Below are 25900 nucleotides of genomic sequence, written 5' to 3' on the forward strand. Positions count from 1 at the left end.
TTGGGCGGGCCCGCGGGCTTGCGGGGCCGGCCCCTTCCGGTCAGCCTGCTGCAGGCGTCCGCGCCAGTCAGTCGTTTCCGTTGCCCGGCGCAGGCGTCGTCTTCTGGATCTGGAGCAGGAACTCGGCGTTCGACTTCGTCTGCTTCATCTTGTCCAGGAGGAGCTCGATGGCCTGCTGCTGGTCGAGCGCGTGCAGCACGCGGCGGAGCTTCCAGACGATGGCGAGCTCGTCGCTGCCGAGCAGGATCTCCTCCTTGCGGGTGCCGGACGCGTCGACGTCCACCGCCGGGAAGATGCGCTTGTCGGCGAGCTTCCGGTCGAGCTTGAGCTCCATGTTGCCGGTGCCCTTGAACTCCTCGAAGATCACCTCGTCCATGCGGGAGCCGGTGTCCACGAGCGCGGTGGCGAGGATGGTCAGCGAGCCGCCGTCCTCGATGTTGCGCGCGGCACCGAAGAACCGCTTGGGCGGGTACAGCGCCGTCGAGTCGACACCACCGGACAGGATGCGCCCGGACGCCGGGGCCGCGAGGTTGTACGCACGGCCCAGACGCGTGATCGAGTCGAGCAGCACGACGACGTCGTGGCCCAGCTCGACCAGGCGCTTGGCGCGCTCGATGGCGAGCTCGGCGACCGTGGTGTGGTCCTCGGCCGGACGGTCGAAGGTCGAGGAGATGACCTCGCCCTTGACCGACCGCTGCATGTCGGTGACCTCTTCCGGACGCTCGTCGACCAGGACGACCATCAGGTGGCACTCGGGGTTGTTGTGCGTGATCGCGTTGGCGACCGCCTGCATGATCATGGTCTTGCCGGTCTTCGGCGGGGCCACGATCAGACCGCGCTGGCCCTTGCCGATGGGCGAGACGAGGTCGATGATGCGGGTCGTCAGGACGCCCGGGTCGGTCTCCAGACGGAGCCGGTCCTGCGGGTAAAGGGGCGTCAGCTTGTTGAACTCCGGTCGCCCGCGCCCGGATTCGGGCGCCATGCCGTTGACGGAGTCGAGGCGGACGAGCGCGTTGAACTTCTCGCGGCGCTCGCCGTCCTTGGGCTGACGGACCGCGCCGGTGACGTGGTCGCCCTTGCGCAGGCCGTTCTTGCGGACCTGGGCCAGCGAGACGTACACGTCGTTCGGGCCGGGGAGGTAGCCCGACGTACGGATGAACGCGTAGTTGTCGAGGATGTCCAGGATGCCCGCGACCGGGATCAGGACGTCGTCCTCGGACAGCTGCGGCTCGCCCGCGAAGTCGTCGCGGCCACGACGGCCACGGCGGTCGCGGTAGCGGCCACGGCGGCCGCGGCGGCCGCCGCCGTCCTCGTCGAAGTCGTCCTGCGGGCCGTTGTCGCGCTGCTGCCGGTCCTGACGGCCGCCCTGGTCCTTGCGGTCCCGGTCCCGGTCGCGGTCCTGACGGCCGCCCTGCTGGTCGTCGCCCTTGTTGCCGCGGCGGTCGCGGTCACGGCCGCGGCCCTGGCGGTCCCTGCGGCCCTGGCGGCCCTCGCCGCCGTCACCGGACTCGCCGCCCTTGTCGGACTTCGCCTCGGACTGCTGCTCCACCTTGGTGGCGCCCGCCTCGGCCTTGGCCTCGGCGGTCACGGTCTCGGGGCTGCCGGCCTCGGCGGTGACGCGGCGCCGGGTGCGCCCGCCCGCCTTGTCGTCGGAGGGGGCACCTCCCTGGTCGAGCGCAGCCGAGACCTTGGGGGACGGCTGGCCGGGGATGTCGATCTGCTGCTGGGCCGGGGCCTTCGCCTCGGCCTCGACGGCCTTGGCCGCACCCGCGGCCTTGTCGGCCTTGTCCCCCTTGTCGGCCTTCTCCGCCTTGTCGGCGGCGGCCTCGCCGGTGCGCGCCTTGGAGGTCGCACGGCGCTTCGGCTTGGTCGTGGCGTCCGCGGCGGCCGCGGCCGACCCGGCGCCCTTGGCCGGAGTACCCCCGCCGGCCTGCGCCTCCTTGATGACCTCGATCAGCTGGCTCTTGCGCATCCGCGCGGTGCCCTTGATTCCGAGGCCCGATGCGACCTGCTGCAGTTCCGCCAGCACCATGCCCTCGAGGCCGGTGCCGCGGCGCCGCCGGGACCCGGCCGAAGCACCGGTGGCAGGCGCCGCAGAGGCGTCCGTGGCGGGCGTGTCGGCAGTCACGCCCATCAGATCGGTGGTGTCGCTCACGAAGGGTCCTTCCCTGGAGCGGACGTCGGCCTGTCTGGCTCGGCGACCGGTTGTGCTGTCCGGCGGTCCCTGGTGTGTGGACCGTGCCGGGGCGGTGGTCCGCCAACGCGGCGGAAGAGTTCACAGATGTGGCGATTCCCGATGCCGGGCCACTTCAGGAGCGTGGTCACTCGGCTCGGTCACGCCGGTTCCGGAGCGTGCTCGGCACCGCTCAGTGCGATGCACCAAGCAGTTTGGGAGGCTCCCGGAAGGATGGATGTCCCGGACGGGGACACAAAGCACCTCGCCATGGTGGGGTCGGGTGCAGACTTGAGGTTAACACTACCGGATCCAACAAACATTCCCCCTCTCCAAATCCGGGGTGCCCCCCGAATTCGTGTGACTCGCTGTGTCAAGGAGCGAGCGGCAGCACACTCGCTCCCGCGCGGTCGAGCGTCAGGCGGTTGGCCGCCCAGCCCTCGCCCGCGAGGCGTGCGACCTTGTCGGCCGCACTGTCGTCGACCAGCGCGAGGACCGTGGGGCCCGCGCCGGAGATCACCGCGGGCACGCCGTCGGCGCGCAGCCGCTCCACCAGGGCGGCGCTCTCCGGCATGGCCGGGGCGCGGTAGTCCTGGTGGAGGCGGTCCTCGGTGGCGGGCAGCAGCAGCTCGGGGCGCCTGGTCAGGGCCTCGACGAGCAGGGCCGCCCGGCCCGCGTTGGCAGCCGCGTCCACGTGCGGGACGGTGCGCGGGAGCAGGCCGCGGGCCATTTCGGTGAGTACGGGCTTTCCGTGCACGAAAACCACCGGAACGATGGAATCGGCGGGATCCATCGTGATGGCGTGCGCCGCGGAGCCGTCCATCCAGGCGAGCGTGAAGCCGCCGAGCAGACAGGCCGCGACGTTGTCGGGGTGGCCCTCGATCTCGGTGGCGAGCTCGAGCAGCGCGGCGTCGTCGAGCTTGGCCTCGCCGCCTATGGTCACGGCCCGCGCGGCCATGATGCCGGCGCAGATCGCGGCCGACGAGGAGCCGAGGCCACGGCCGTGCGGGATGCGGTTGGCGCAGACGATCTCCAGGCCGCGCGGCTGCCCGCCGAGCAGGTCGAAGGCGGTGCGCAGGGAGCGTACGAGCAGATGCGACTCGTCGCGCGGGAGGGTGTCGCTGCCCTCGCCCGCGATGTCGATGCCCAGGCCGGAGTCGGCGACGCGGACCACCACGTCGTCGTAGAGCCCCAGCGACAGGCCGAGGGCGTCGAAGCCCGGGCCGAGGTTGGCGCTGGTGGCGGGGACGCGCACCCTGACGGCGGCGGCGCGGAACGCGGGACCGGCCATCGCTCGCTGACTCTCCTTGAGCTCTGTTTGTGGAGGACTTGCCGCCTCGACCAGCCTCGACCAGGTCGACCAGGAAGGGGCGGCAGCACCCGAAGGCCGCTTCGGCGAGCGGCACCGCGGCATATGCGGCGGGGCGGGTTCGCTACAGCCTATCGAAGGAAGGTTCTGCGGCGACATAGGGCGCACAGGAGGCGCACGATGCGTGTCGCGAGCCCCCTGTGCACCCCCTGTACGGAGTTGAGAGGTTTGCCCGGCGTGACCCGGGGACCGGCCGATCGGGCCGGGCACCGGACGTTACGCCAGGCCAGACGGCGTACGTTACGCCTGCCCCGCGGCGACGCCAAGCCGACGACCGGACAGCGCGCCACGCACGGGCGAACGGCCGAACGCCTGGGCGGCCGGGCACCGGGCCCGGGCGTGGCGCGCGTCGTTACGCCAGGCCGAGGCGCTCCGCCGCCGTGGCCGCGTCGACCGGGACCGTGACCGGCTGCGGGGCTCCCGCGACCGCCCAGTCCGGGTCCTTCAGGCCGTTGCCGGTGACCGTGCAGACGATGCGCTGGCCCTTGTCGACCTTGCCCTGCTCGGCGGCCTTCAGCAGACCGGCGACGGACGCGGCCGAGGCGGGCTCGACGAAGACGCCCTCCTGGGAGGCCAACAGCTTGTAGGCGCGCAGGATCTCACGGTCCGTCACCTCGTCGATGAGGCCGCCCGACTCGTCGCGCGCGGCGAGCGCGTGCTGCCACGACGCGGGGTTGCCGATGCGAATCGCGGTGGCGATGGTCGACGGGTCCTTGACGACCTCGCCGCGCACGATCGGAGCGGAACCGGAAGCCTGGAAGCCCCACATGCGCGGCGTACGCGTCGACACCTTGTCGGCGGCGTACTCCTTGTAGCCCTTCCAGTAGGCCGTGATGTTGCCCGCGTTGCCGACCGGCAGGACGTGCAGGTCCGGGGCGTCGCCGAGCGCGTCGACGATCTCGAACGAGGCGGTCTTCTGGCCCTCGATGCGGTACGGGTTGACCGAGTTGACCAGGGCCACCGGGTAGTTCTCGGACAGGCCGCGCGCGAGGTTCAGGCAGTCGTCGAAGTTGCCGTCGACCTGGAGGATCTTCGAGCCGTAGACGAGCGCCTGGCCCATCTTGCCGAGGGCGATCTTGCCCTGCGGCACCAGGACCGCGCAGACCATGCCCGCGCGCACGGCGTACGCGGCGGCGGAGGCCGACGTGTTGCCGGTGGAGGCGCAGATGACGGCCTTCGCGCCCTCCTCCTTGGCCTTGGTGATCGCCATGGTCATGCCGCGGTCCTTGAAGGACCCCGTCGGGTTGGCGCCCTCGACCTTGAGGTGGACCTCGCAGCCGGTGCGCTCGGAGAGAACGGCCGCGGGCACGAGCGGTGTGCCGCCCTCGCGGAGCGTCACGACGGGCGTGGTGGCGGAGACGGGAAGCCGGTCCCGGTACTCCTCGATGATTCCGCGCCACTGGTGGGTCATTGCTGCTTACTCCCCTTCAACCCGCATGATGCTGGCGACACCACGCACGGTGTCGAGTCGGCGCAACGCCTCGACCGTGCCGCTGAGGGCGGCGTCGGGCGCGCGGTGGGTGACGACGACGAGCGACGCCTCGCCGTCCTTGCCCGTCTGACGGACCGTGTCGATGGACACGCCGTGCTCGGCGAAGACCGTCGCGACCTGGGCGAGCACGCCCGGCTTGTCGGCCACGTCGAGGCTGATGTGGTACCGCGTGACGACCTCGCCCATGGAGCTCACGGGCAGCTGGGTGTACGCGGAGTCGCCGGGGCCCGTGGCCTCGCCGAGCTTGTTGCGGCAGACCGCGACCAGGTCGCCGAGGACGGCGGACGCGGTGGGCGCGCCGCCCGCGCCCGGGCCGTAGAACATCAGCTGGCCCGCGGCCTCGGCCTCCACGAAGACGGCGTTGTACGCCTCGCGGACGGACGCGAGCGGGTGGCTGAGCGGAATCATCGCGGGGTGCACGCGGGCCGTAACGGAACCGCCGTCGGCGGCCCGCTCGCAGATGGCGAGCAGCTTGATGGTGCAGCCCATACGCTTCGCGGACGCGAAGTCGGCGGCGGTGACCTCGGTCATGCCCTCGCGGTAGACGTCGTCGAGGCGGACCCGCGTGTGGAAGGCGATGCCGGCCAGGATGGCGGCCTTGGCGGCGGCGTCGAAGCCCTCGACGTCGGCGGTCGGGTCGGCCTCGGCGTACCCGAGCGCGGTGGCCTCGTCGAGGGCCTCCTGGTAGCCCGCGCCCGTGGAGTCCATCTTGTCGAGGATGAAGTTCGTGGTGCCGTTCACGATGCCGAGGACGCGGTTGACCTTGTCTCCGGCCAGGGACTCGCGCAGCGGCCTGATCAGCGGAATCGCGCCGGCGACCGCGGCCTCGTAATAAAGATCACGCCCGTGCTGGACGGCGGCGGCGTGCAGGGCCGCGCCGTCCTGGGCGATCAGCGCCTTGTTGGCCGAGACGACGGAGGCCCCGTGCTCGAAGGCGGTGGTGATGAGGGTGCGGGCGGGCTCGATGCCGCCGATGACCTCGACGATGACGTCGATGTCGCCGCGTTTGACCAGGGCGGTCGCGTCGGTGGTGATGAGGGCCGGGTCGATCCCGGCACGCACCTTGGAGGGGCGGCGGACGGCGACCCCGGCGAGCTCCACCGGGGCGCCGATCCTCGCTGTGAGGTCGTCGGCGTGCGTCGTCATGATGCGCGCCACCTCTGAGCCGACAACCCCACAGCCCAGCAGCGCCACCTTCAGCGGACGCGTACGCATCATCCGACCTCGTTTCCTTCTCCAAGTACGTGGGTCCAGTCTCACCCACCGGAACACTGTTTCTGACCAAAGTCCGGATCGTGAGACGCCAATTTCACGAGCCGGGTGCAACGGGGCCGGGTGTCACCCGACGTCGAGGCGGAGCAGGTCCTCTTCCGTCTCGCGACGCACGATGACCCGTGCGTCCCCGTCCTTCACGGCGACGACCGGGGGCCGCAGCGCGTGGTTGTAGTTGCTCGCCATGGAACGGCAGTACGCGCCGGTCGCGGGCACGGCGATCAGGTCGCCGGGCGCGAGGTCGGCCGGCAGGAACGCGTCGCGCACGACGATGTCGCCGCTCTCGCAGTGCTTGCCGACGACGCGGACGAGCATCGGCTGCGCGTCGGACGAACGGGACACGAGCGCGACGCTGTACTCGGCGTCGTACAGAGCCGTCCGGATGTTGTCCGACATGCCGCCGTCCACGGAGACATACGTCCGCAGCCCCTCCAGCGGCTTGATGGTGCCGACCTCGTACAGCGTGAAGGCCGTCGGTCCGACGATGGCGCGCCCCGGCTCCACGGAGATGCGGGGCACCCGCAGCCCCGCCGCCGCGCACTCGCGCGTGACGATCTCGCGCAGCGCGGTGGCGATCTCCTGCGGCTCGCGCGGGTCGTCGTCGCTGGTGTACGCGATGCCGAGGCCGCCGCCGAGGTCGATCTCGGGCAGCTCGACGCCGTGCTCGTCGCGGATGTCCTTGAGCAGTCCCACGACCCGGCGCGCGGCCACCTCGAACCCGGAGGTGTCGAAGATCTGCGACCCGATGTGGCTGTGGATGCCGACGACCTCGAGCCCGTCGAGCTTCAGCGCGCGCCGCACGGCCTCGGCGGCCTGTCCCCCGGCGAGCGCGAGGCCGAACTTCTGGTCCTCGTGGGCGGTGGCGATGAACTCGTGCGTGTGCGCCTCGACGCCCACGGTCACGCGGATCTGTACGCGCTGCCGCTTGCCGAGCGCGTCGGCGGCGTGCGCGACCCGCACGATCTCCTGGAAGGAGTCGAGCACGATGCGGCCGACGCCGACCTCGACGGCGCGCTCGATCTCGGCGACCGACTTGTTGTTGCCGTGGAAGGCGATGCGGTCGGCGGGCATGCCCGCGGCGAGGGCGGTGGCGAGCTCGCCCTCGGAGCACACGTCGAGGTTCAGCCCCTCCTCGTGCAGCCACCGCACGACGGCGCGCGACAGGAAGGCCTTGCCCGCGTAGAACACGTCGGCGTCCGGGCCGAAGGCGTCGCGCCAGGCCTGGCAGCGGGCGCGGAAGTCGGCCTCGTCGACGAAGTACGCGGGCGTGCCGAACTCCTCGGCGAGCCGGGCCACGCCGACGCCGCCCACGCTGACGGTGCCGTCGGCGGCGCGGGTGACGGTCTTGGCCCAGACCTTGGGGTCGAGGGCGTTGAGGTCGGCGGGCGGCGGGGAGTAGTGCCCCTCGGGCAGGACGTCTCCGTGCCGGGGTCCTGCGGGGTGGGCGGAACGACTCATGGCTCTTCGGTCTCTTCTCGTCTACAAGTGGTCGGGCGCACTGATGCCGAGCAGGGACAGGCCGCCGGCGAGCACCGTCCCGGCGGCTTCGGCGCGTGCGAGCCGGGCGCGGTGGGCGGCCGAGGGTTTCTCGTCGCCCAGCGGCAGCACGGTGTGCGCCTGCGCGAGGAAGGCGTCGGCAGTGCGGACGAGGTGCCGGGCGAGCCGGTCGGGCTCGTGGCGCCGGGCGGAGCGCGCGAGGACGACGGGGTGATCACCCAGAGCCCCGAGCAACTCGTCCTCTCCTTGTATATCCGTCTGTACGTCCGTCCCTGTGTCGCCGGGGGCGCTGGTGAAGCCGAGGGCGGCGGCGTTGCGCGTGAGGGCCCGGGTGCGGGCGTACGCGTACCGGATGCGGAACAGGGGGTTCGACTCGCGCTGGGCGAGGTGTTCGTCGCCGGTGCGGGGGTGGTCGTGGGCGGCCGGGTGGAGCAGGGCCCAGCGTCCGGCGTCGCGGCCGAGGCGCAGCGGGTCCGGGGTGTCCGGGGCGGGGACGGGCCGGAGGGTGGTCAGCGGGGCGGGCGGCTGCCCGTGCCCGTCGACCCACACCCCGAGCACGTCCTGCCAGGCAGCGTCCGGGGCCTCGTCGCTGGTGACGCGGACGAGGGCGCCCTGGGAGCGGAGGATGCGCCGGACGGCGTCGGCGACGACGAGGGCCCGCAGCTCACAGGGGGTGTGAAGCCGCACGAGCTGACCGGAGTCGCCGTCGCTGTGCCCGTACCGCTCACCACGCTCCAGCACGTCCCGCACGAGGTCCGCGCCGCGCGCCCCGGCCAGGGTGATGCTGACGAAGCCGGGCCCGGTGACCTCGGCGTCCGCGATGCCGGGCTCCGCGGCGATGCGGGCGGACAGGATCGCGGCGGCCCGCAGCGGCGGCACGCCTGCCTCGCGGGCGACACGGAGGGCGAGGTTGGTGGCGTAGTCCCCGCTCCCGCCGGGCCGGGGCCGCTCGATGTGCGCCCGGTCGGGGACGCCCGCGCTGAGCTCTCCGGCGTCCACGGCGCACCGCATGGCACGCAGGACGGTGCGGGAGAGCTCTACGGGGGTCACGAGGTAAGGGTATGGGAGGGAGGGGGTGCCCTGCCCAACGGGTTTCCCCCCGCCGCCCCGCGCCCTGCCTCTACCCGTCCCGTCGACTCACCCGCCGGCGCGCCCCGCCCGCTCGGGCCCGCCCGCGGAGCACCCGCTCCCCAGGGGCCCCTGCTCCCGACCGCCGGGATCCATCAACTGCCGTACCACCGCGACCAGTTCGGCGGGCTCGAAGGGCTTGGCCAGGAAGGCGTCGACGCCGACCTCCAGGCCGGCCTCCACCTCGTACTGCGTGCAGGCGCTGACGACGACGAGCGGCAGGGTCCGCGTACGCGGGTCGGAGCGGAGGCGGGCGGCGGTGCGCAGACCGTCGAGGCGGGGCATCACGACGTCGAGCGTGACGACGTCGGGCCGGACCTGATGTACGACGTCCAGACACTCGGCACCGTCGGCCGCGGTCACGACCTCGAAGCCCTCCAGCTCGAGATTGACCCTGATCAGTTGCCGGATGACCTTGTTGTCGTCCACAACAAGCACACGGCCGGGCACGCCTGGCACAACTTGAGAGTAGGTCGACACCCACCGTCGCGTCCGGGTTTTGCCCACTTCCGCCACTTGCGGGGGAGCCCTGAGGCGCACGCACATACGAACGCCCGGCCCACCTCCCCGAGATCGCCCAGGCCGCCGAGCCCACGCACCCAGCACGCACAAGGGCCCGTGATCACGAGGATCACGGGCCCTTGCCCTACTGCTGATACATCCGGCACGGATGCTGTCCGTGCCCCCGGCAGGATTCGAACCTGCGCACACGGCTCCGGAGGCCGTTGCTCTATCCCCTGAGCTACGGGGGCGTGTCGTGCGCTTGTGCGCGGTGACGGGTAGAACCCTACCAGCTCCTCGGGGGTCTTCAGGAACCGGTATTCGTGCAGCGTCCGGGGGTGGTCCGGACGCTGCACGCTGGGGTTACGGCTTGCGGGCGACGCCGGCGTAGGCGTCGACCTCCGTGGTGGTGTCCGTGGTCGGTTCGGGGCGCCAGCGGGTGACCTGGGCGACGCCGGGGTCCGTGAGCGTGAGGCCGTCGAAGAAGCCGGTGATCTCCTCGACGCTGCGGACGTAGTAGGGGATCGCGCCGCTCTTGTTGTACGCGGTCGACGCGGCGATCATGCCCTCGCTGGTGGCGGTGGAGTCGCTGATGACCAGGTAGCTGCCGGACGGCAGGCCCGCCATGAGGCGGGAGACCAGGTCGCGGGCCTGCTCGAAGGAGTCCACGTGGCCCAAGGTGTTGAGGATCATCAGGGCGACCGGCTGGGTCAGGTCCAGGGTCTTGGCGGCCTCTTCGAGGATGGCCTCCGGCTCGTACATGTTCGCGTCGATGTACGCCGTGACGCCCTCGGGCGTGCTGGTGAGCAGGGCGCGGGCGTGGGCCAGGACCAGGGGGTCGTTGTCCACGTACACGATGCGGGCGTCGGGGGCGACGCGCTGGGCGACCTCGTGGGTGTTGTCGGCGGTCGGCAGGCCCGTGCCGATGTCCAGGAACTGGCGGATGCCCTGCTCCCCCGCCAGGTGGCGGACCGCGCGGCCGAGGAAGTGGCGGCTGGTGCGGGCCACGTCGACGAGGCCGGGGAAGATCTCCTTGATCTGGTCGCCGAGCTCGCGGTCCTTCTCGTAGTTGTCCTTGCCGCCCACGAAGTAGTTCCAGAAGCGCGCCGAGTGCGGCTTGCTCGTGTCGATCCGTGCGCGTATCTCGGCGGACGAGTCGAGTCTGGGGTCGGAACCGGTCACGGGGAGACCTCCTGCGGTGCGTGGGCCTGTCGATCGGGTTGATCGTGTTTCAGCCGATCATGCATCAACCTAGCAACTGTGCCGCGCGTCACCCTCGTTGCCGGGCGCTCCAGGCCCGTACTCAGGCCGCCCGAGTAGCCGTACGGATGCCCCGCGCGCGGCGCCGCGGCGACGCTTGCGGGCATGACGAAACCTCTGTGGAACCTCAAGTGGGCAGTGCTGCGCGGCCTGTTGAGCACGGTCGGCCGGACCTCGGAGGGGATCCGGATCGGCTATCGGCACGGCTTCGACAGCGGCACGATGCTCGACTACGTGTACGTGAACAAGGCGCACGGCGCGCTCGGTTTCGGCCGCCTCGTCGACCGCGTCTATCTGAACGCCGTCGGCTGGCGCGCCATCCGCGCGCGCCGCGCCCTGCTCCAGCGCGTCCTGCGGGAGCAGGTCGACGCGCGCCCGGGCCGCGCGGTCCGGGTGCTCGACGTGGCCGCCGGGCCCGGCCGCTACCTCCAGGACCTGGCCGCCGCGTACGGGCCCGGGCGGGTGCGGGTGGTCTGCCGCGACCTGGCGGAGGCGGGGCTGCGGCAGGGCGAGCGGCTCGCTCGGGCGCGGGGGCTCAGCCATGTCTCGTACGAGACCGGGGACGCGCTCGACCCCGCGCCGCCCGAGGGGGGCGCGCCGGACGTCGTCGTGGTGTCGGGTCTCTACGAGCTGCTGCTCGACGACGCGGTCATCCAGGCCTCGCTGGCGCGGCTGCGGGGGCTGCTCGCGCCGGGCGGCGTCCTCGTGTTCACGACCCAGACCCGCCATCCCCAGCTCGACTTCATCGCGAACGTGCTGCCCAACCGGGAAGGCCGGCTGTGGGTGATGACGTGCCGCGACGCGGCCGAGACGGAGGGCTGGGCGCGGGCGGCGGGGTTCGGGGACGTGGTGAGTGAGCGGGAGGAGGTGGGGTTGTTCACGGTGACGGTGTGTGCGGTGCGTGGCGTGCGTGGGGGCTGAGGCGGGTTCGTTCGCACGGTGGTCATGGGGGCGGTCGGCTGCGGGGTGCGGCGGCTATGAGGCGCGGCGCTTCGCGGTTGTTTTCTTGGTTGTCGCGGACTTCTTCGCCGTGGCCTTCTTCGTCGTGGATTTGCTCGTCGTGGATTTCTTTGTTGCGGCCTGCTTCGCCGTTGTTTTGGTGGTGGTCTTCTTCGCTGTGCTCTTCTTCGGGGCCGTCGCCGTGGACTTCTTGCCGCCCACCTGCTTGGGGGTCGTACGGGAGCGGCGGGACGGTAGCGCGGTGACCTTGGCCTCCGTCGCCGTCTCTCCCTTCGGCTGTTCGCCGCGGGCCGTGCGGGCGGCGCGGACGCTGTTCTCCAGGGCGGCCATCAGGTCCAGGACCTTGCCGCCGCCCCCTTCGGCCGCGGGGGCCGGTGCGGTCGCCTCGCCGCCCTCGACCTTGGCGGCGATCATCTCTTCCACGGCCGCGCGGTAGTCGTCGTGCAGGGAGTCGATGTCGACCTCGCCGAGCGTGTCCATCAAGGCGTCCGCCAGGTCGAGTTCGGCGTCGCGGATCGTGACGCTCGTGTCCGGTGCGACGGTGTCGGTGGCGCGGATCTCGTCCGGCCACAGCAACCCGTGCATCGCGATCACGTCGTCGACGACCCGCAGCATTCCGAGCCGTTCGCGGCCACGCAGTGCGAACTTGGCCACGGCCACCTTGCGGCTGCGCTTCAGGGCCTCGCGCAGCAGTGTGTACGGCTTGGCCGCGGGCACTCCATTGGCCGACAGGTAGTACGCGGTGTCCATCTGGAGCGGGTCGATGCGGTCGGCCGGGACGAACGCGACGATCTCGATCGTCTTCGCGGTCGGGATCGGCAGCGACGCGAGGTCGTCGTCCGTGATCGGGATGATCGAGCCGTCCGCGTCCTCGTACCCCTTGCCGATCTCGGCCGTCGGGACCTCGCGCTCCTCCAGTTCGCAGACCTTGCGGTAGCGGATGCGGCCGCCGTCCTCCAGGTGGATCTGGCGGAAGGAGACCGCGTGGCTCTCCGTGGCGTTCACCAGCTTGATCGGGATGCTGACCAGGCCGAAGGAGATGGCGCCGTTCCATATGGACCGCATCGGGGAGCACCTTTCGGGGGCATTGGTGCATTTGTGTTTGTTTATTGAGGTTCTTATGCGTTTCGTGGGATTCTCATCGTATGACGCCCATCACCGAGGTGGAGGGGCGAAGGCTTGCGCTCAGCAACCTGGACAAGGTGCTGTATCCGGCGAGCGGCTTCACCAAAGGGGAGGTCCTGCACTACTACGCCACCGCCGCGGGTGTGCTGCTCCCCCACCTCGCCAACCGCCCCGTCTCGTTCCTGCGCTTCCCCGACGGGTCCGAGGGGCCCCGTTTCTTCACCAAGAACGTGTTGCCGGGTACGCCCACCTGGGTGCGGACCGCCGAGGTGCCGCGGTCCGGCGGGGTCGCCCGGCAGATCCTCGTCCAGGACCTGGCCACGTTGATGTGGGCGGCCAACCTGGTGACCGAGTTCCACACCCCGCAGTGGCAGGTGGACGCGCCCGGCGTCGCCGACCGGCTCGTGTTCGACCTGGACCCGGGGCCGCCGGCGAGTGTGGTGGAGGCGTGCGAGGTCGCGCTGTGGCTGCGGGATCGGCTGGTGGCCGACGGTTTCCGGGTGTGCGTGAAGACGTCCGGGGGGAAGGGGCTGCATCTGCTCGTGCCGCTCGTACCGGTTTCTGGCGCGGACGCCACCGCGTACGCGAAGGGGCTTGCCGTCGAGGCGGAGCGGGCGTTGCCGCGGCTCGTCGTGCATCGGATGGCGCGGAGCGTGCGGCCCGGGAAGGTGTTTGTCGACTTCAGTCAGAACTCTGCGGCGAAGACGACGGCCACGGCTTATACGTTGCGGGTGGGGGTGGAACCTGCGGTGTCCATGCCGGTGACGTGGGGGGAGGTCGAGGCGTGTCGCGCGCGGTGCGATGGCTCTGTGCTCAGCTTTGTTGCCGGTGACCTCGGGGGGCGGTTGCGGCGGTATGGGGATTTGTTGGGGGTGCTGCTTGAGGGGGGTGGGGGGCGGGCCCTCCCGGGGGGCTGAGTACGGGGTGCTCCCACCCGCCCGCCCGTTTCCACCCTCACGTGGGGGTTGCCCGCCGTCGGCGGCTGCGGGTCCCCGCCGCTACCGCGGCGGATGCTCTCCCACCCGCCCACCCGTTTCCAGCCCCACGCGGGGTGGGCGCCTCTGGTGGGGGCTGTGCGCCGTCGGCGACTGCGGGCGCAGCCGCCAACGGCGATAGGCCCCACCAGAAGCGCCCACCTCACGGGAGGGCAGAAACGGGCGGGCGGGTGGGAAAGAAACCACCACGAACCGCAGACGCCAACGGCGGACAAGCCACCACCAGAAGCGTCCGCCCCACGTGAGGGCAGAAACGGGCGGGCGGGTGGGTGGGAAGAAGCCACTGCGAGCCGCAGACGCCAGCGGCGGGCGGGCCGCCGCCAGAAGCGTCCGCCCCGCGTGAGGGTGGAAACGGGCGGGCGGGTGGGAGGAAGGCGCCGCGGTAGCGGGGAGACGGGGGCCGTTGCCGGGAGGGTCAGACGTGGGTCCAGGTGCGACGGTCCCGAGCCAGGGCGTGGAGCGCCTCGACGTCGGCCGGTTTGAGGACGCCGCCCGCCCGGGCGAGGGCGGGCAGGTCGGCCTCGGGGAGCACGCGGACCTCCCGCGGCGGCGCCGCGACCTCGACGTCCACCGCCCCGACCGGCACGAGCACGGCCCGCACCTCGGCCGTGAGGGCGAAGGAGGCCCGCCCCGCCTCCCCCCGCAGCTCCCGCAGCAGCGGCACCGGCTGCGCCCGCCCCACCCCGACCATCGGATCGAAGACCCGCACCCGCTGCCTGCGCGCGGCGACGACCCGTACGCAGAAGAGCCCCCCGGGCCCGATCAGCAGATGGTGGATGCGGTCGCCACCGGGGAGGCCGATGGAGTGCAAGGTGTGCCAGCCCACCGCGTCGAGGCGGTCCAGCGCGTCGCCGACGGCGATCTCCGCGGCGAGCGCCCGGTGCCGGGGGTCGGACCGCAGCCGCCGGGCTGCGGGCGGCTCCCGGTCGAGGGAGACGCGCAGCGCCTCGCCGGGCCGGTTGGGCGCGAGGTCGTCGTCGGGGTGGAGGGTGAGCCGGGCGAGCTCGGCGGGGGTCGGCACGGGCGGCGGCCCCACCGTGACGTTCCCGGTCAGGAAGGGGGCGAGGACGTGCAGGACGTCGGCCTCGCGGTCGGCGCTGAGCAGGTTGACGCGGGCGGTGTCCCTGTCGTACCAGGCCACGTTCCTGCCGTCCGCCCGGCAGACGTACAGCCGCTCCTGACCGTGCCGGTATGCCGGTACGACGCGCAGTCCGCTCATCCCCATCACCCCATGACCATGGGAGCAGCCGGGGGGTGCCGCGGGCAAGAACCTGGCGGCTTCGCAAGGAAGTTGATGCCGATTCGCCCCCTGTTCGCCACCCCGCCCTGCTCTGTGCGGACTGCCCCGCCCGTCCCGTAACCGCACTGCCTGCACAGCTATGGCGGCCTGTTACAAAGTCGCCGAACCGCCGCAATGGCCGGCGCCTAGCTTCGTAGCTGTCATCGATCGCCCCTCCCCCGGCGACCCACGACCCGCGACCCCGTCGGCCGAACGAGCGCAAGGAACGCACCGTGAGCACCCACCCCCGCACCTCCGTCCTCCGTCGTACCGCCGCCGTCGCCGCGCTCGTCGGCGGCGCGCTCCTGCTCCCGGCCACCGGCGCCTTCGCCGACACCCCGGCGCCCGCGCCCTCGGCCACCGCCACGACCTCACCCACTGCCTCACCCGCTGCCTCCCCCACCGCCTCCACGGAGCGCGGCCCCATCTTCTCGGTCACCCTCGGCAACGGCGCGAAGGCGAAGGTGCAGAACCGCGGTGGCGCGTACGTCGCGGTGCTCTCCGTCGGCGGCAAGAGCGTCGCCACCCTCTCCTCGACGCACCCGACGGTCACCCACCAGGGCGTGCGGTACGAGCTGTACCCGGTCAACGGCCACATCGGCATCACGTACCTCGCGAAGAACGAGGGCGGGAAGGGCAAGGGCGGCACCGAGTCCGTCACTCCGCGGGGCGGGGTGAAGGCCGGTGCGGACGGGCTCAAGGACGGCGGGAACCCGGCGTTCCTGGTCGCGGGCGGGGGCATGGCCGCGGCCGGCGCCGCGGGCCTCGGCTTCGCCATGATGCGGCGCGGCCGCACCGACGTCTGACCGGACCGCCCTCCCCGTCCGAGACCAGGAACGCCGGGTTCCCGCCTCCGCGTCCGCCGCTGTCCTCCGTCGGCCTCCCTCCCCGTCCGCCGCCCTCCCAGGAGTACCCGTGACCACCCCCAGCGAAGTCGAGCAGGAATCCCCCCGGGGCGCCCCCGCCAGCACCCGTAAGCGGTCCGGGCGCATCGCGGCCGCCGCCGTCCTGACCGCCGCCATCGGCGTCGGCCTGATCGCCTGCGGACAGGGCGGCCGGTCGGGCGCCGCGGCGCCCGACGTCAACGTCAAGAACGCCGCGACCGCCCAGGCCAAGCAGGCCACGGCCCCGCTGGACAAGTCCCGGCCCACGGGTCTGCGCATCCCGGCCGCGGGCGTCGCCGCCACCGGGATGCTGGACCTCAGCATCGGCGCGGACGGCGAGCTCCAGGTGCCGCCGGTCGCGAAGGCGGAGGTGCCGGGCTGGTGGACGGGCGGCGTGACGCCGGGCGAGAAGGGCGCGGCCGTCCTCGTGGCGCACTACGACACGGCGAACGGCCCGGCGCTGATGCGGAACGTCGCGAAGGTGAAGGTCGGCGACAAGATCATGGTGCCGCGCGCGGACGGCAGCACGGCGACGTTCCGGGTCCGTGAGATCCAGCAGGTCGACAAGAAAGACTTTCCAACCCATAAGGTGTACGGGGCGACCGACCGGCCCGAGCTGCGCCTGTTGACGTGCGGCGGCCCGATCAAGGACGGTCACCGCAGCGACAACATCATTCTGTACGCCGACCTCGTGCGCTGAGCGGGCACCCCCGGGGTGTCCTGACCGCCCGGGTCCGGCCCGTCCGTGTCACCACCGCCCGTGCCACCACCGCCTCGAGGCCCGCAGGAGAGCAGTTGAACAGCCGCAGCCGCCGACGCAGCGTGCTCGCCGCAGCCGTCCTCGTGCTGCCCGCGGCCGTGCTCGCCGCGGGCTGCGGCGACCCGGGCGACCTGCGCGCCGCGGGCGAGACCCCCACGGCCGTCGGCCCCACCCGCCTGTGGCCCGACCTGCCGCCCGCGTCCTCGCCGGTCGGTGACTACGGAGAAGGCGAGACCCAGCAGGTCAAGGGCGTGAAGGTGCCCGGCGGCGATCTGCACAAGGTGAACCCCGTCGACATCGTGAAGGCCGAGGTCGCGGCGAACCCGGACGTCTACAGCGGCCCGGACGCGCTCTACAAGGAGACGGTCACGGCCCTGAAGAACTGCGGCAAGAAGAACAAGGAGTGCCCGGTCCTCAAGGCGTACTACCGCGACTTCACCGGCGACGGCAAGGACGACCTCGTCATCGGCATCCGCATGCCCGAGGAGCAGCTGGCCATCCGCGTGTACGCGATGGAGAAGGGGCAGCTGACGCAGATCATGGGCACGTCCGACGCCGTGCTCGGCATCGAGCTCGCCGGGCGCGACCTGGTGGTCCGCGCGGTCTCCGACCTGCCCGGCTACGAGTACCGCACGGCCTGGTCCTGGGACCGGCACCAGCGCGCGATGCTCCCGGCCCGCGACGAGATCCTGCGCTCGTCCGACGCGCCCCGGCCCAAGGGGGCGCGCAGCCCGCTGCCGGAGCTGACCCAGGCCCCCGCCGAGGAGGAACCGGTCCCAGGACCGAGCTCCGGCGAACGTCCGGACGACGGCGAATGACCGGGACCCGGGACCCCCGCGCCCGCAGCCGGCGCCGTCCGCTGCGCCTGCCCGCCTGGACCGCGTCCCTCACGTGGAAGGCGGGCGTCTTCATCGCCCTCATGTGCTGCGCGCTCGCGGCGCTGCTCGGCGTCCTCGTGCACGTCGCGGTGACCGACCAGACCGTGGGCCAGGCCCGCGACCGGGCGCTCACGCGGCTCGACGAGGTCACCAAGCAGTACGAGGCGGGCGGCCGTCTCGGGCCGGGCGCGGGCATCGACCCGCCGGGGCTTCCGGGAGCACTGCGGGACCTCGCCGTGAGCGGGCAGCGCGGCACGATGGTCGGCGACCACGACAAGCGCCCGACGGTGTGGGCCGCGGGGCCCGCGGACGGCCGGCGCGCGATCGCCGTCGAGGTCGACTACGGCCAGGGCGCCCGCACCATCGACGGGCTCGACCGGGCGATCCTCGGCTCGTCGGTGCTCGCGATCGGGGCGACGCTGCTCGTCGGCTCGTTCGCGGTGACGCGCGTGACGCGGCGGCTCCATCTGACGGCGCGGGTCGCGCGGCGCATCAGCGCGGGTGACCTGGACGCGCGCGTACAGGACCCGCGGACCCGCGACCCGCGCCGCCACCAGGACGAGGTGGCCACGGTCTCCGGCGCCCTGGACACGATGGCGTCGTCGCTCCAGGGCAAGCTCCTGAGCGAGCAGCGGTTCACCGCGGACGTGGCGCACGAGCTGCGCACCCCGCTGACCGGTCTGCACGCGGCCGCCGAGCTGCTGCCGCCGGGCCGCCCCACCGAGCTGGTCCGGGACCGGGTGGCCGCGCTGCGCACGCTCACCGAGGACCTCCTGGAGATCTCCCGGCTCGACGCGCGGAACGAGCGCGTGGACGTCGACGCCGTCCGCCTCGCTCCACTGGCCGAGCGGGTGGTGCGGGCTTCGGGCGCCGACGTGGAGCTCGTCGTCGTACGCGACATCGTGGTGGACACCGACGGGCGGCGCCTGGAGCGGGTGCTGGGGAACCTGGTCGCCAACGCCGTCAAGCACGGGGCTCCGCCGGTGTCCCTGACGGTGGACGGGCCGGTGATCACCGTGCGGGACCACGGCCCCGGCTTCCCGGACTACCTGGTGGAGCACGGGCCGCAGCGGTTCCGCACGGAGGGCACGACGAAGGGCCACGGGCTCGGCCTGACCATCGCGCTCGGTCAGGCCAGGGTTGTCGGCGCGACCCTGACGTTCACCAACCCTGGCTCCGGAGCCCTGGCGACGCTCACCCTTCCGTACGACGTGACGCCACCGGAGGACGAGGGGGACGCGTCCGGCTGAACGGAGCCGTGCGCACCGTTGATCGCGGCCTGCGGCCTGGCTCGTCCTCAAACGCCGGACGGGCTGATGCGCCCTCCGTGACCTTTTGCGTGCACCCCGTGTCGCTTTTAGCGTGAATCACGGCCTTTATCCCGGCCCACACATCACGCTCTCCAGAGGAGGCCCTCATGGCCCTTCGCCCCCGCTCCGCCCTCGTCCGTCTCGGCATAGCCGTCGCCACCGGCGCCCTCGCCGCCACCACCCTGGCCGCCGCCCCCGCCCTCGCCGCCGACTCCGCCCCCGCCGCCGACGCGGCCGAGCACCCCCGCGTCTACAAGGGCAAGGTCACCGCCAAGGGCGGGCTGCTGCTGCGCGACAAGCCGACCCGCGGCAGCGCGGTCATCCGCAAGGAGCCGTACGGCAAGATCGTGCACATCTTCTGCAAGACGCGCGGCGACTGGGTGCACCACAACGACCGCTGGTACCTCCTCACCGACGGCACCTGGGCCTGGGGCGCGGCGCACTACATCGCCAACATCGGGGCCGCCCCGCGCTGGTGCTGAACCACCGGCGCACCCGCGGGGTCATAACCGGACATTAAGCCCGCGGCTTGCTACGTTCCGGTCATGGCCGGACCCACCGCGGACCCCCCTGCCGTCCGCGTCCCGCGGCGCCGCGGCACCGAGCTCGCCCTGATCGTCGTCGCCGTCCTGCTCTCGGTCTACGGCTACTGCGACGTGGGCCTGGCGCGGACCGGCTCCGTCCCGCCCGGCGCCGCCGGTTACGGCGCCGGGCTCGGCGTCCTCGCGCTCCTCGCCCATCTGGCGGTACGCCTGCGCGCCCCGTACGCCGACCCGCTGCTCCTCCCGATCGCCGTGCTCCTCAACGGCCTCGGCCTGGTCCTGATCTACCGGCTCGACCTGGAGACCCCCGGCGACCGGGCGGCGCCGACCCAGCTCGTCTGGTCCACGATCGGGGTCGGCCTGTGCGTCGCGGTCGTCGTGCTCCTCCGCGACCACCGGATGCTGCGGCGCTACGCGTACGTCTGTGTCGTCACGGCCCTCGTCCTGATGATCGTGCCGATCTTCTTCCCGGCCGTGAACGGCGCCCGCATCTGGATCCGGCTCGGCGGATTCTCCATCCAGCCCGGCGAGTTCGCGAAGATCCTGCTCGCCGTGTTCTTCGCCAGCTACCTCGCCGCGCACCGCGACGCCCTCACGTACACGGGCGGCGGCCCGGGCAGGCTCCGGCGCCTCCACCTGCCGCCGGGCCGGGTGCTCGGGCCGATCGTCGCGATCTGGCTGCTCAGCGTCGGCGTCCTCGTCCTGGAGCGGGACCTCGGCACCTCGCTGCTGTTCTTCGGGCTCTTCGTGGTCCTGCTGTACGTCGCCACGGGCCGCATCGGCTGGATCGCCGTCGGGCTGCTGCTCGCCGCGGTCGGCGCGTACGCCGTCGGCTCCCTCGAACCGCATGTGCACAGCCGGGTCGCGGACTGGCTGCACCCGTTCGCGTCCATCGAGGCGGGCCGGGGGCCCAACCAGCTCGCGCAGTCGCTCTTCGCGTTCGCCGCGGGCGGGCTGCTCGGGGCCGGGCTCGGGCTCGGGCACTCGATCCTCATCGGCTTCGCCGCGAAGTCCGACTTCATCCTCGCGACGGCGGGCGAGGAGCTCGGCCTCACCGGTCTCACGGCGATCTTCCTGCTCTACGCGCTGCTCGTGGAGCGCGGGTTCCGGGCGGGGCTCGCGCTGCGCGACCCCTTCGGGCGGCTGCTCGCCGTGGGGCTCGCCTCGATCGTGGCGCTCCAGGTGTTCGTGATCGCGGGCGGCGTGACCGGGCTCATCCCGCTGACCGGCATGGCGATGCCGTTCCTGGCGCAGGGCGGCTCGTCCGTCGTCACCAACTGGATCATCGTGGCGCTGCTCATCCGGATCAGCGACTCGGCCCGCGCGCAGGCCTCACAGCCCAAGGATCAGGAGGAGCCCGCATGACGCGGTACATCCGCCACGCCGCCGCCTTCTGCGCGCTGCTGCTCGTGGCCCTGCTGGTGAACGCCACCCGCGTCCAGGTCGTCGACTCCGAGGCTTACGACGACAACCCGGCGAACCGCCGTCTGGCCATCGAGCGCTTCGCGCAGCCGCGCGGCAACATCCTGGTGGACGGCCGCCCGGTCACCGGCTCCAAGGACACCGGCGAGCAGCTCCGCTACGAACGCACCTACAAGAACGGCCCGTTGTACGCGCCCGTGACGGGCTTCGCCTCGCAGGTGTACGGCACCACGTTCCTGGAGCACGCCGAGGACGACGTGCTCTCCGGCACCGATCCGATGCTCGCGCCGGTGCCGCTGTGGAACGACATCACGCGCGCCCTCAACCCCGGCGGCAACGTCGTCACCACCGTGAAGGCGGCCGTGCAGCGGGCGGCCTACGCCGGGCTCGGCGGCAAGAAGGGCGCCGTGGCGGCCCTCGAACCGAGCACCGGCCGCATCCTCGCGCTTGTCTCCACGCCGTCGTACGACCCGGAGTCGCTCGCGGGGACCGGGAGTGCGGTGACGGCGGCCTGGTCGCGGCTGAACGGCGACCCGGACAAGCCGATGCTGAACCGCGCCCTGCGGCAGACGTATCCGCCCGGTTCGACGTTCAAGGTGGTGACGGCGGCGGCCGCCCTGGACTCCGGGGAGATCACCGACGTGGACGCGCCCACGAAGTCGCCGGACCCGTACACGCTGCCCGGCACCTCCACGCGTCTGTCGAACGAGGTCGAGGGCTGCACGGACGCGAGCCTGCGGTACGCCTTCCAGTGGTCGTGCAACACCGTGTTCGCCAAGCTGGGCGCCGACACGGGGCTGTCCGCCCTGGCGGGCACGGCGGCGAAGTTCGGCTTCAACGACTCCGGTCTGAAGGTGCCCTCGTCGGTCGCCACCAGCACGTTCGACACCTCGATGGACCGCGCGCAGACGGCGCTGTCCGCCATCGGGCAGTACGACACGCGCGCCACGCCCCTGCAGATGGCGATGGTCTCGGCGGCCGTGGCCGGCGGCGGCTTCGTCAAGGAGCCGCACCTGGTGGACCGGACCACGACCGACGACGGCGCCACCGTGTCCTCGACGCAGCCCCGGTCCCGCTACCAGGCGATGAACCCCGGCACCGCCCTCCAGCTGCGGGAGCTGATGACGGACGTCGTCGAGAGGGGGACCGGGCGGAACGCCGCGATTCCCGGTGTGACCGTGGGCGGGAAGACCGGGACCGCGCAGCACGGGCTCGGGAATGCCGGGACGCCGTATGCGTGGTTCATTGCGTGGGCGCAGCGGGCGGGGGACGCGGAGCCTGCGGTGGCGGTCGCGGTGGTGGTGGAGGATGCGGCCGCTGACCGCGCGGATATCAGCGGGGGTGGGAGCGCGGCACCGGTCGCCCGTGCGGTGATGGAGGCGGTGCTCGCTGGCGGGGGCGCCTGACGCAGAGCATCGCGCTGCGCGCTCGTCCTCAAACGCCGGACGGGCTGGATCTTGCGGCAGGATTCAGCCCCTCCGGCGTTTGAGGAGCGGGGTCTGGGGCGGAGCCCCAGGTTCGGGAAGGGGCGGGGTTGGGGGACTTCGCGTCAGCGCTCGCCTGCCGCGATCGTCCGCTCCACCTCCGCGACCCGCTCCCGCTCCTCGCTGGCGAAACGCTCCGCGTCGAGCTTCTCGGCGATCTCCTCGTCCTGAGCCATCAGCTGGTCCAGATTGGAGTCGCCCATGTCGAACACGCCCATGTCCACGTACGCCTGCTGGAGCCGCTTGCCCCACAGGCCGATGTCCTTGACGCACGGCACGATGCGGCTGAAGAGGAGCTTCCGGAAGAGCTGGAGGTACTCGGAGCGCTCGCTGTACTCCTCGGCCTCCTTCGGCGGGATGCCGAAGTTCTCCAGGACCTCGACGCCGCGCAGCCGGTCGCGCATCAGATGGCAGCCCTCGATGACGAACTCCTCGCGCTCGCGCAGCTCGGCGTCGGTGAGCTGCTTGTAGTAGTCGCGCAGCGCCATCCGCCCGAAGGCGACGTGCCGGGCCTCGTCCTGCATGACGTAGGCGAGGATCTGCTGGGGCAGCGGCCGGTCCGTGGTGTCGCGGATCATGCCGAACGCGGCGAGGGCCAGGCCCTCGATGAGGACCTGCATGCCGAGGTAGGGCATGTCCCAGCGGGAGTCGCGCAGGGTGTCGCCGAGGAGCGACTGCAGATCGTCGTTGATCGGGTAGAGCATGCCGATCTTCTCGTGCAGGAAGCGGCCGTAGATCTCGGCGTGCCGCGCCTCGTCCATGGTCTGGGTCGCGGAGTAGAACTTGGCGTCCAGGTCGGGCACGGACTCCACGATCCGCGCCGCGCACACCATCGCGCCCTGCTCGCCGTGCAGGAACTGGCTGAACTGCCAGGCGGTGGTGTGCTTGCGCAGCTCGCCGCGGTCGCGCTCGTTCATCAGGTCCCAGTGGCGCGTTCCGTACAGCGTCATCGCCTCGTCCGGGGTGCCGAGCGGGTCGAGCGGGTCGACCTCCAGGTCCCAGTCGATGCGAGTGGCGCCGTCCCACTGCTTGTCCTTGCCCTTTTGGTACAGGTTCAGGAGGCGCTCGCGACCATCGTCGTACTCCCAGCTGAAGCGGGCGGCGCCGGTCGCGGGCACGTGCCAGGTCACCTCGTCGGTGGCCTCGGTGTAGAGATCGCGCGTAGACAAGAAGGCTCCTCGCGGGTCTCGGGAGGGCCCGGCCGTGACGGGCTTTCCGGGCAACCGCCGCAAAGGGGTGGCTGGTTGGCAGACTCACACGTTGGTAGATGCCGGGTCAACAAGTCGCGCGCAAGGGATTGACGACCTTGCTGACAAGCAGTCTTATAAGAGGTGACCGCTGGTAACTCGCTGGAGAGCGCCGCAGGAAACACCAGAGCACACCAGAGCACACCAGAGCACACCAGCGAACGACAGCGAACACACGAAGAGCAGGAGACCTCATGACGACCGTGACCGAAGACGGCCAGCTCTCGGGTCTGCGGGACGCGCTCGGCCTGCTCAAGGACCGCGAACAGGTGGCCGTGCGCCTCCTGGAGTCGTCCGCCAAACACTCCTTCGACCCCGACAAGGAGCTCGACTGGGACGCGCCGGTCGAGGACGGCAAGTGGTTCTGGCCGCCGGAGCTCGTCTCGCTCTACGACACCCCGCTGTGGCGGCGGATGTCCGAGGAACAGCGCATGGACCTCGCCCGGCACGAGGCGGCCTCGCTCGCCTCGCTCGGCATCTGGTTCGAGATCATCCTGATGCAGCTGCTCGTACGGCACATCTACGACAAGTCCGTGACCAGCGCGCACGTGCGGTACGCGCTCACGGAGATCGCCGACGAGTGCCGCCACTCGATGATGTTCGCCCGCATGATCCAGAAGGGCGGCGCCCCGACGTACCCCGTCACCAAGCTCAACCACAACCTCGCCCGCGTCCTGAAGACCGTCTCCACCACCCCCGGCTCCTTCGCCTGCACCCTGCTCGGCGAGGAGATCCTCGACTGGATGCAGCGCCTGACGTTCCCGGACGAGCGCGTGCAGCCGATCGTGCGCGGCGTGACGCGGATCCACGTGGTCGAGGAGGCCCGCCATGTCCGGTACGCGCGCGAGGAGTTGCGGCGCCAGATGGTGACCGCGCCCCGCTGGGAGCGCGAGCTCACCCGCGTCAGCTGCGGCGAGGCGGCCCGCGTCTTCTCCATCGCCTTCGTGAACCCGAAGGTCTACTCCGACGTCGGCCTCGACCGCCGCGAGGCGATGGCCCAGGTCAAGGCGAGCGGCCACCGCCGCGAGGTCATGCAGACCGGCGCCAAGCGCCTCACGGACTTCCTGGACGACATCGGGGTGCTCCGGGGCGTCGGCCGCAGGCTGTGGCGGTCGTCGGGACTCCTCGCGTAACAGCCGGTACGGGCGGCGGCGGTCGCCGGCAGCGGTTTTCGGCCGGGCGGTCCGCTCCGCGCCGGACTCCTCGTACGACAACACGGTTACGCTGCCGGACATGACCGCAGCCGCAGGCCACACCCGTGCGTACCGGCGCCTCAGCGTCGAGGCGCGGCGCAGTCAGCTGCTCGCCGCCGCCCTGTCCCTCTTCGCGCACCGCGCGCCCGAGGAGGTCTCGCTCGACGACGTCGCCGAGGCCGCCGGAGTGTCGCGCCCGCTGGTCTACCGCTACTTCCCGGGCGGCAAGCAGCAGTTGTACGAGGCCGCGCTGCGGTCGGCCGCCGACGAGCTGGAGCAGTGCTTCGCCGAGCCCCAGGACGGGCCGCTCACCCGGCGGCTCGCCCGCGCCGTCGACCGCTACCTCGCCTTCGTCGACGAGCACGACGCCGGGTTCAGCGCGCTGCTCCAGGGCGGCAGCGTCGTGGAGACCTCGCGCACGACCGCCATCGTGGACGGCGTGCGCCGGTCGGCGGCCGAGCAGATCCTCGCCCATCTGGAGCTCGCCGAACCGGCCGGGCCGCGCCTGCGGATGGTGGTCCGCATGTGGATCACCGCGGTCGAGGCGGCCTCCCTCATCTGGCTCGACGAGGACAAGCAGCCGCCCGTCGACGAGCTGCGCGACTGGCTCGTCGAGCAGTTCGTGGCCCAGATCACGGCGACCGCGGGGCGCGACGCGCAGACCGCGGGCGTGGTGCGGCGGGCCCTCGCCCTGGAGCTCCCCGACGGGCCGGTGGGCGAGCTCGCGCGGCGGGTCCTTCCGGTGGTGGTGGACGCGGCGCGGCTGGTGTGACCGGGGGACACTGGGGGTGTGAAGAGTGAAGACACCCCCTTCGTAGGGGGCCCGCTGGACGGCCGCGTCCTGCCGGTCCTCGTCGGACCGACCGGCCATCCGCCGAAGGTCTACCGCGTGCCCGTCCCGGGCGCGGACGGCGAGGAACCCACCGTGCTCGTCTACCGGCGGGTGCCGAAGGCGGCCGCGAAGCGGTTGGGGTTCCACCCGGGGTGGCGGTACGAGTACGCGCCGGACGCGGAGCCGAACGAGGGCACCCTCCGCAACCTGAAGTGGCCCTGGTCAAAACCACCCCGCTGACCCCCTGGGGGCTCCGCCCCCAGACCCCCTTCTCTCCGGCGCTGCGCGCCTCGTCCT

Annotated in this window: 23 protein-coding genes and 1 tRNA gene; 12 read left to right on the top strand and 12 right to left on the bottom strand. The window is 72.1% G+C overall.

All coding sequences use genetic code 11. The annotated features are described in order from the left end of the window. Positions 1-67: 67 nt before the first annotated feature. The 9 genes from rho to ACFWZ5_RS32010 all read right to left on the bottom strand — a co-directional run bounded on the left by rho (position 68) and on the right by ACFWZ5_RS32010 (position 10614). Positions 68-2155 (bottom strand): transcription termination factor Rho, encoded by a 2088-nt coding sequence (rho, locus tag ACFWZ5_RS31970; RefSeq protein WP_384802448.1) that lies wholly within the window; start codon positions 2153-2155, stop codon positions 68-70. Between the two features lie 391 nt (positions 2156-2546). Continuing rightward, a complete protein-coding gene (gene thrB, locus ACFWZ5_RS31975; RefSeq protein WP_384802445.1) occupies positions 2547-3464 on the bottom strand; it encodes a homoserine kinase in 918 nt (305 codons plus the stop codon). A gap of 430 nt (positions 3465-3894) precedes the next feature. Next, positions 3895-4953: a threonine synthase gene (gene thrC, locus ACFWZ5_RS31980; protein WP_384802442.1), complete on the bottom strand. Its 1059-nt coding sequence runs from the start codon at positions 4951-4953 to the stop codon at positions 3895-3897. Positions 4954-4959: 6 nt separating this feature from the next. After that, the gene (locus ACFWZ5_RS31985) at positions 4960-6249 is read right to left on the bottom strand and encodes a homoserine dehydrogenase (protein ID WP_384802451.1); all 1290 of its coding nucleotides are present in this window, start codon (positions 6247-6249) and stop codon (positions 4960-4962) included. Between the two features lie 123 nt (positions 6250-6372). Continuing rightward, positions 6373-7764, bottom strand: coding sequence for a diaminopimelate decarboxylase (gene lysA, locus ACFWZ5_RS31990; protein WP_384802439.1), 1392 nt, complete (start codon positions 7762-7764; stop codon positions 6373-6375). A gap of 21 nt (positions 7765-7785) precedes the next feature. After that, a complete protein-coding gene (gene nrtL / locus ACFWZ5_RS31995; RefSeq protein WP_384802436.1) occupies positions 7786-8853 on the bottom strand; it encodes an ArgS-related anticodon-binding protein NrtL in 1068 nt (355 codons plus the stop codon). Positions 8854-8940: 87 nt separating this feature from the next. Continuing rightward, the gene (locus ACFWZ5_RS32000; protein WP_384802433.1) at positions 8941-9477 is read right to left on the bottom strand and encodes a PleD family two-component system response regulator; all 537 of its coding nucleotides are present in this window, start codon (positions 9475-9477) and stop codon (positions 8941-8943) included. Between the two features lie 134 nt (positions 9478-9611). Further along, a tRNA-Arg gene (locus ACFWZ5_RS32005) sits at positions 9612-9683 on the bottom strand. 112 nt (positions 9684-9795) lie between these two features. Then, complete coding sequence (locus ACFWZ5_RS32010) at positions 9796-10614, bottom strand: SAM-dependent methyltransferase (RefSeq protein ID WP_384802430.1); 819 nt, start codon at positions 10612-10614, stop codon at positions 9796-9798. A gap of 183 nt (positions 10615-10797) precedes the next feature. On the opposite strand from ACFWZ5_RS32010, the gene ACFWZ5_RS32015 reads away from it, so the two are divergent. Further along, positions 10798-11613, top strand: coding sequence for a class I SAM-dependent methyltransferase family protein (locus ACFWZ5_RS32015; protein WP_384802427.1), 816 nt, complete (start codon positions 10798-10800; stop codon positions 11611-11613). 54 nt (positions 11614-11667) lie between these two features. On the opposite strand, the gene ACFWZ5_RS32020 is transcribed toward ACFWZ5_RS32015, so the two are convergent. Then, positions 11668-12717: a Ku protein gene (locus ACFWZ5_RS32020; protein WP_384802424.1), complete on the bottom strand. Its 1050-nt coding sequence runs from the start codon at positions 12715-12717 to the stop codon at positions 11668-11670. A gap of 80 nt (positions 12718-12797) precedes the next feature. Between ACFWZ5_RS32020 and ligD the strand changes: the two genes are divergently transcribed. Then, positions 12798-13694, top strand: a complete 897-nt coding sequence (ligD, locus tag ACFWZ5_RS32025; protein WP_384802421.1) for a non-homologous end-joining DNA ligase — start codon at positions 12798-12800, stop codon at positions 13692-13694. 493 nt (positions 13695-14187) lie between these two features. Here the strand turns inward: ligD and ACFWZ5_RS32030 are convergent, their stop codons facing one another. Continuing rightward, positions 14188-14991, bottom strand: coding sequence for a nuclease-related domain-containing protein (locus ACFWZ5_RS32030; RefSeq protein ID WP_384806862.1), 804 nt, complete (start codon positions 14989-14991; stop codon positions 14188-14190). 293 nt (positions 14992-15284) lie between these two features. Here ACFWZ5_RS32030 and ACFWZ5_RS32035 point away from each other — a divergent pair, with 293 nt between their 5' ends. The 7 genes from ACFWZ5_RS32035 (at position 15285) to ACFWZ5_RS32065 (ending at position 22253) form a co-directional block, all read left to right on the top strand. Further along, complete coding sequence (locus ACFWZ5_RS32035; RefSeq protein ID WP_384806866.1) at positions 15285-15857, top strand: hypothetical protein; 573 nt, start codon at positions 15285-15287, stop codon at positions 15855-15857. 184 nt (positions 15858-16041) lie between these two features. Further along, on the top strand, positions 16042-16635 hold the full coding sequence (locus ACFWZ5_RS32040; RefSeq protein ID WP_384804231.1) for a class F sortase: 594 nt from the start codon (positions 16042-16044) through the stop codon (positions 16633-16635). Positions 16636-16730: 95 nt separating this feature from the next. Continuing rightward, on the top strand, positions 16731-17513 hold the full coding sequence (locus ACFWZ5_RS32045; RefSeq protein ID WP_384804213.1) for a hypothetical protein: 783 nt from the start codon (positions 16731-16733) through the stop codon (positions 17511-17513). Next, the gene (locus ACFWZ5_RS32050) at positions 17510-18823 is read left to right on the top strand and encodes an ATP-binding protein (protein WP_384804215.1); all 1314 of its coding nucleotides are present in this window, start codon (positions 17510-17512) and stop codon (positions 18821-18823) included. The genes ACFWZ5_RS32045 and ACFWZ5_RS32050 overlap by 4 nt, the downstream gene beginning before the upstream one ends. 167 nt (positions 18824-18990) lie before the next feature. Further along, complete coding sequence (locus tag ACFWZ5_RS32055) at positions 18991-19365, top strand: SH3 domain-containing protein (RefSeq protein WP_384804217.1); 375 nt, start codon at positions 18991-18993, stop codon at positions 19363-19365. Between the two features lie 63 nt (positions 19366-19428). Continuing rightward, positions 19429-20790, top strand: coding sequence for an FtsW/RodA/SpoVE family cell cycle protein (locus tag ACFWZ5_RS32060; protein ID WP_384804219.1), 1362 nt, complete (start codon positions 19429-19431; stop codon positions 20788-20790). After that, the gene (locus ACFWZ5_RS32065; protein WP_384804221.1) at positions 20787-22253 is read left to right on the top strand and encodes a penicillin-binding transpeptidase domain-containing protein; all 1467 of its coding nucleotides are present in this window, start codon (positions 20787-20789) and stop codon (positions 22251-22253) included. The genes ACFWZ5_RS32060 and ACFWZ5_RS32065 overlap by 4 nt, the downstream gene beginning before the upstream one ends. Positions 22254-22396: 143 nt before the next feature. On the opposite strand, the gene ACFWZ5_RS32070 is transcribed toward ACFWZ5_RS32065, so the two are convergent. After that, entirely contained in the window at positions 22397-23500 is a 1104-nt protein-coding gene (locus tag ACFWZ5_RS32070; protein ID WP_384804223.1) for a ferritin-like domain-containing protein, read from the bottom strand. Positions 23501-23772: 272 nt separating this feature from the next. On the opposite strand from ACFWZ5_RS32070, the gene ACFWZ5_RS32075 reads away from it, so the two are divergent. The 3 genes from ACFWZ5_RS32075 (at position 23773) to ACFWZ5_RS32085 (ending at position 25843) form a co-directional block, all read left to right on the top strand. Further along, a complete protein-coding gene (locus ACFWZ5_RS32075) occupies positions 23773-24711 on the top strand; it encodes a diiron oxygenase (RefSeq protein WP_384804225.1) in 939 nt (312 codons plus the stop codon). 100 nt (positions 24712-24811) lie between these two features. Then, positions 24812-25543 (top strand): TetR/AcrR family transcriptional regulator, encoded by a 732-nt coding sequence (locus ACFWZ5_RS32080; protein WP_384804227.1) that lies wholly within the window; start codon positions 24812-24814, stop codon positions 25541-25543. A gap of 18 nt (positions 25544-25561) precedes the next feature. Next, on the top strand, positions 25562-25843 hold the full coding sequence (locus ACFWZ5_RS32085; RefSeq protein WP_384804229.1) for a hypothetical protein: 282 nt from the start codon (positions 25562-25564) through the stop codon (positions 25841-25843). The last annotated feature ends 57 nt before the right edge of the window (positions 25844-25900 follow it).

It is taken from the genome of Streptomyces sp. NPDC059003 (assembly GCF_042740445.1).
In the GTDB taxonomy this organism is placed as follows: Bacteria; Actinomycetota; Actinomycetes; order Streptomycetales; family Streptomycetaceae; genus Streptomyces.

Bases quoted from the DNA above. Each gene is read 5' to 3' on its own strand.
- lysA (WP_384802439.1), bottom strand. From the start codon at position 7,764: ATGAGTCGTTCCGCCCACCCCGCAGGACCCCGGCACGGAGACGTCCTG.
- ACFWZ5_RS32050 (WP_384804215.1), top strand. From the start codon at position 17,510: ATGACCGGGACCCGGGACCCCCGCGCCCGCAGCCGGCGCCGTCCGCTG.
- thrB (WP_384802445.1), bottom strand. From the start codon at position 3,464: ATGGCCGGTCCCGCGTTCCGCGCCGCCGCCGTCAGGGTGCGCGTCCCC.
- ACFWZ5_RS32055 (WP_384804217.1), top strand. From the start codon at position 18,991: ATGGCCCTTCGCCCCCGCTCCGCCCTCGTCCGTCTCGGCATAGCCGTC.
- ACFWZ5_RS32075 (WP_384804225.1), top strand. From the start codon at position 23,773: ATGACGACCGTGACCGAAGACGGCCAGCTCTCGGGTCTGCGGGACGCG.
- ligD (WP_384802421.1), top strand. From the start codon at position 12,798: ATGACGCCCATCACCGAGGTGGAGGGGCGAAGGCTTGCGCTCAGCAAC.
- ACFWZ5_RS32060 (WP_384804219.1), top strand. From the start codon at position 19,429: ATGGCCGGACCCACCGCGGACCCCCCTGCCGTCCGCGTCCCGCGGCGC.
- ACFWZ5_RS32000 (WP_384802433.1), bottom strand. From the start codon at position 9,477: ATGTGCGTGCGCCTCAGGGCTCCCCCGCAAGTGGCGGAAGTGGGCAAA.
- ACFWZ5_RS32015 (WP_384802427.1), top strand. From the start codon at position 10,798: ATGACGAAACCTCTGTGGAACCTCAAGTGGGCAGTGCTGCGCGGCCTG.
- ACFWZ5_RS32020 (WP_384802424.1), bottom strand. From the start codon at position 12,717: ATGCGGTCCATATGGAACGGCGCCATCTCCTTCGGCCTGGTCAGCATC.
- ACFWZ5_RS32080 (WP_384804227.1), top strand. From the start codon at position 24,812: ATGACCGCAGCCGCAGGCCACACCCGTGCGTACCGGCGCCTCAGCGTC.
- thrC (WP_384802442.1), bottom strand. From the start codon at position 4,953: ATGACCCACCAGTGGCGCGGAATCATCGAGGAGTACCGGGACCGGCTT.
- ACFWZ5_RS32030 (WP_384806862.1), bottom strand. From the start codon at position 14,991: ATGAGCGGACTGCGCGTCGTACCGGCATACCGGCACGGTCAGGAGCGG.
- ACFWZ5_RS32065 (WP_384804221.1), top strand. From the start codon at position 20,787: ATGACGCGGTACATCCGCCACGCCGCCGCCTTCTGCGCGCTGCTGCTC.
- ACFWZ5_RS31985 (WP_384802451.1), bottom strand. From the start codon at position 6,249: ATGCGTACGCGTCCGCTGAAGGTGGCGCTGCTGGGCTGTGGGGTTGTC.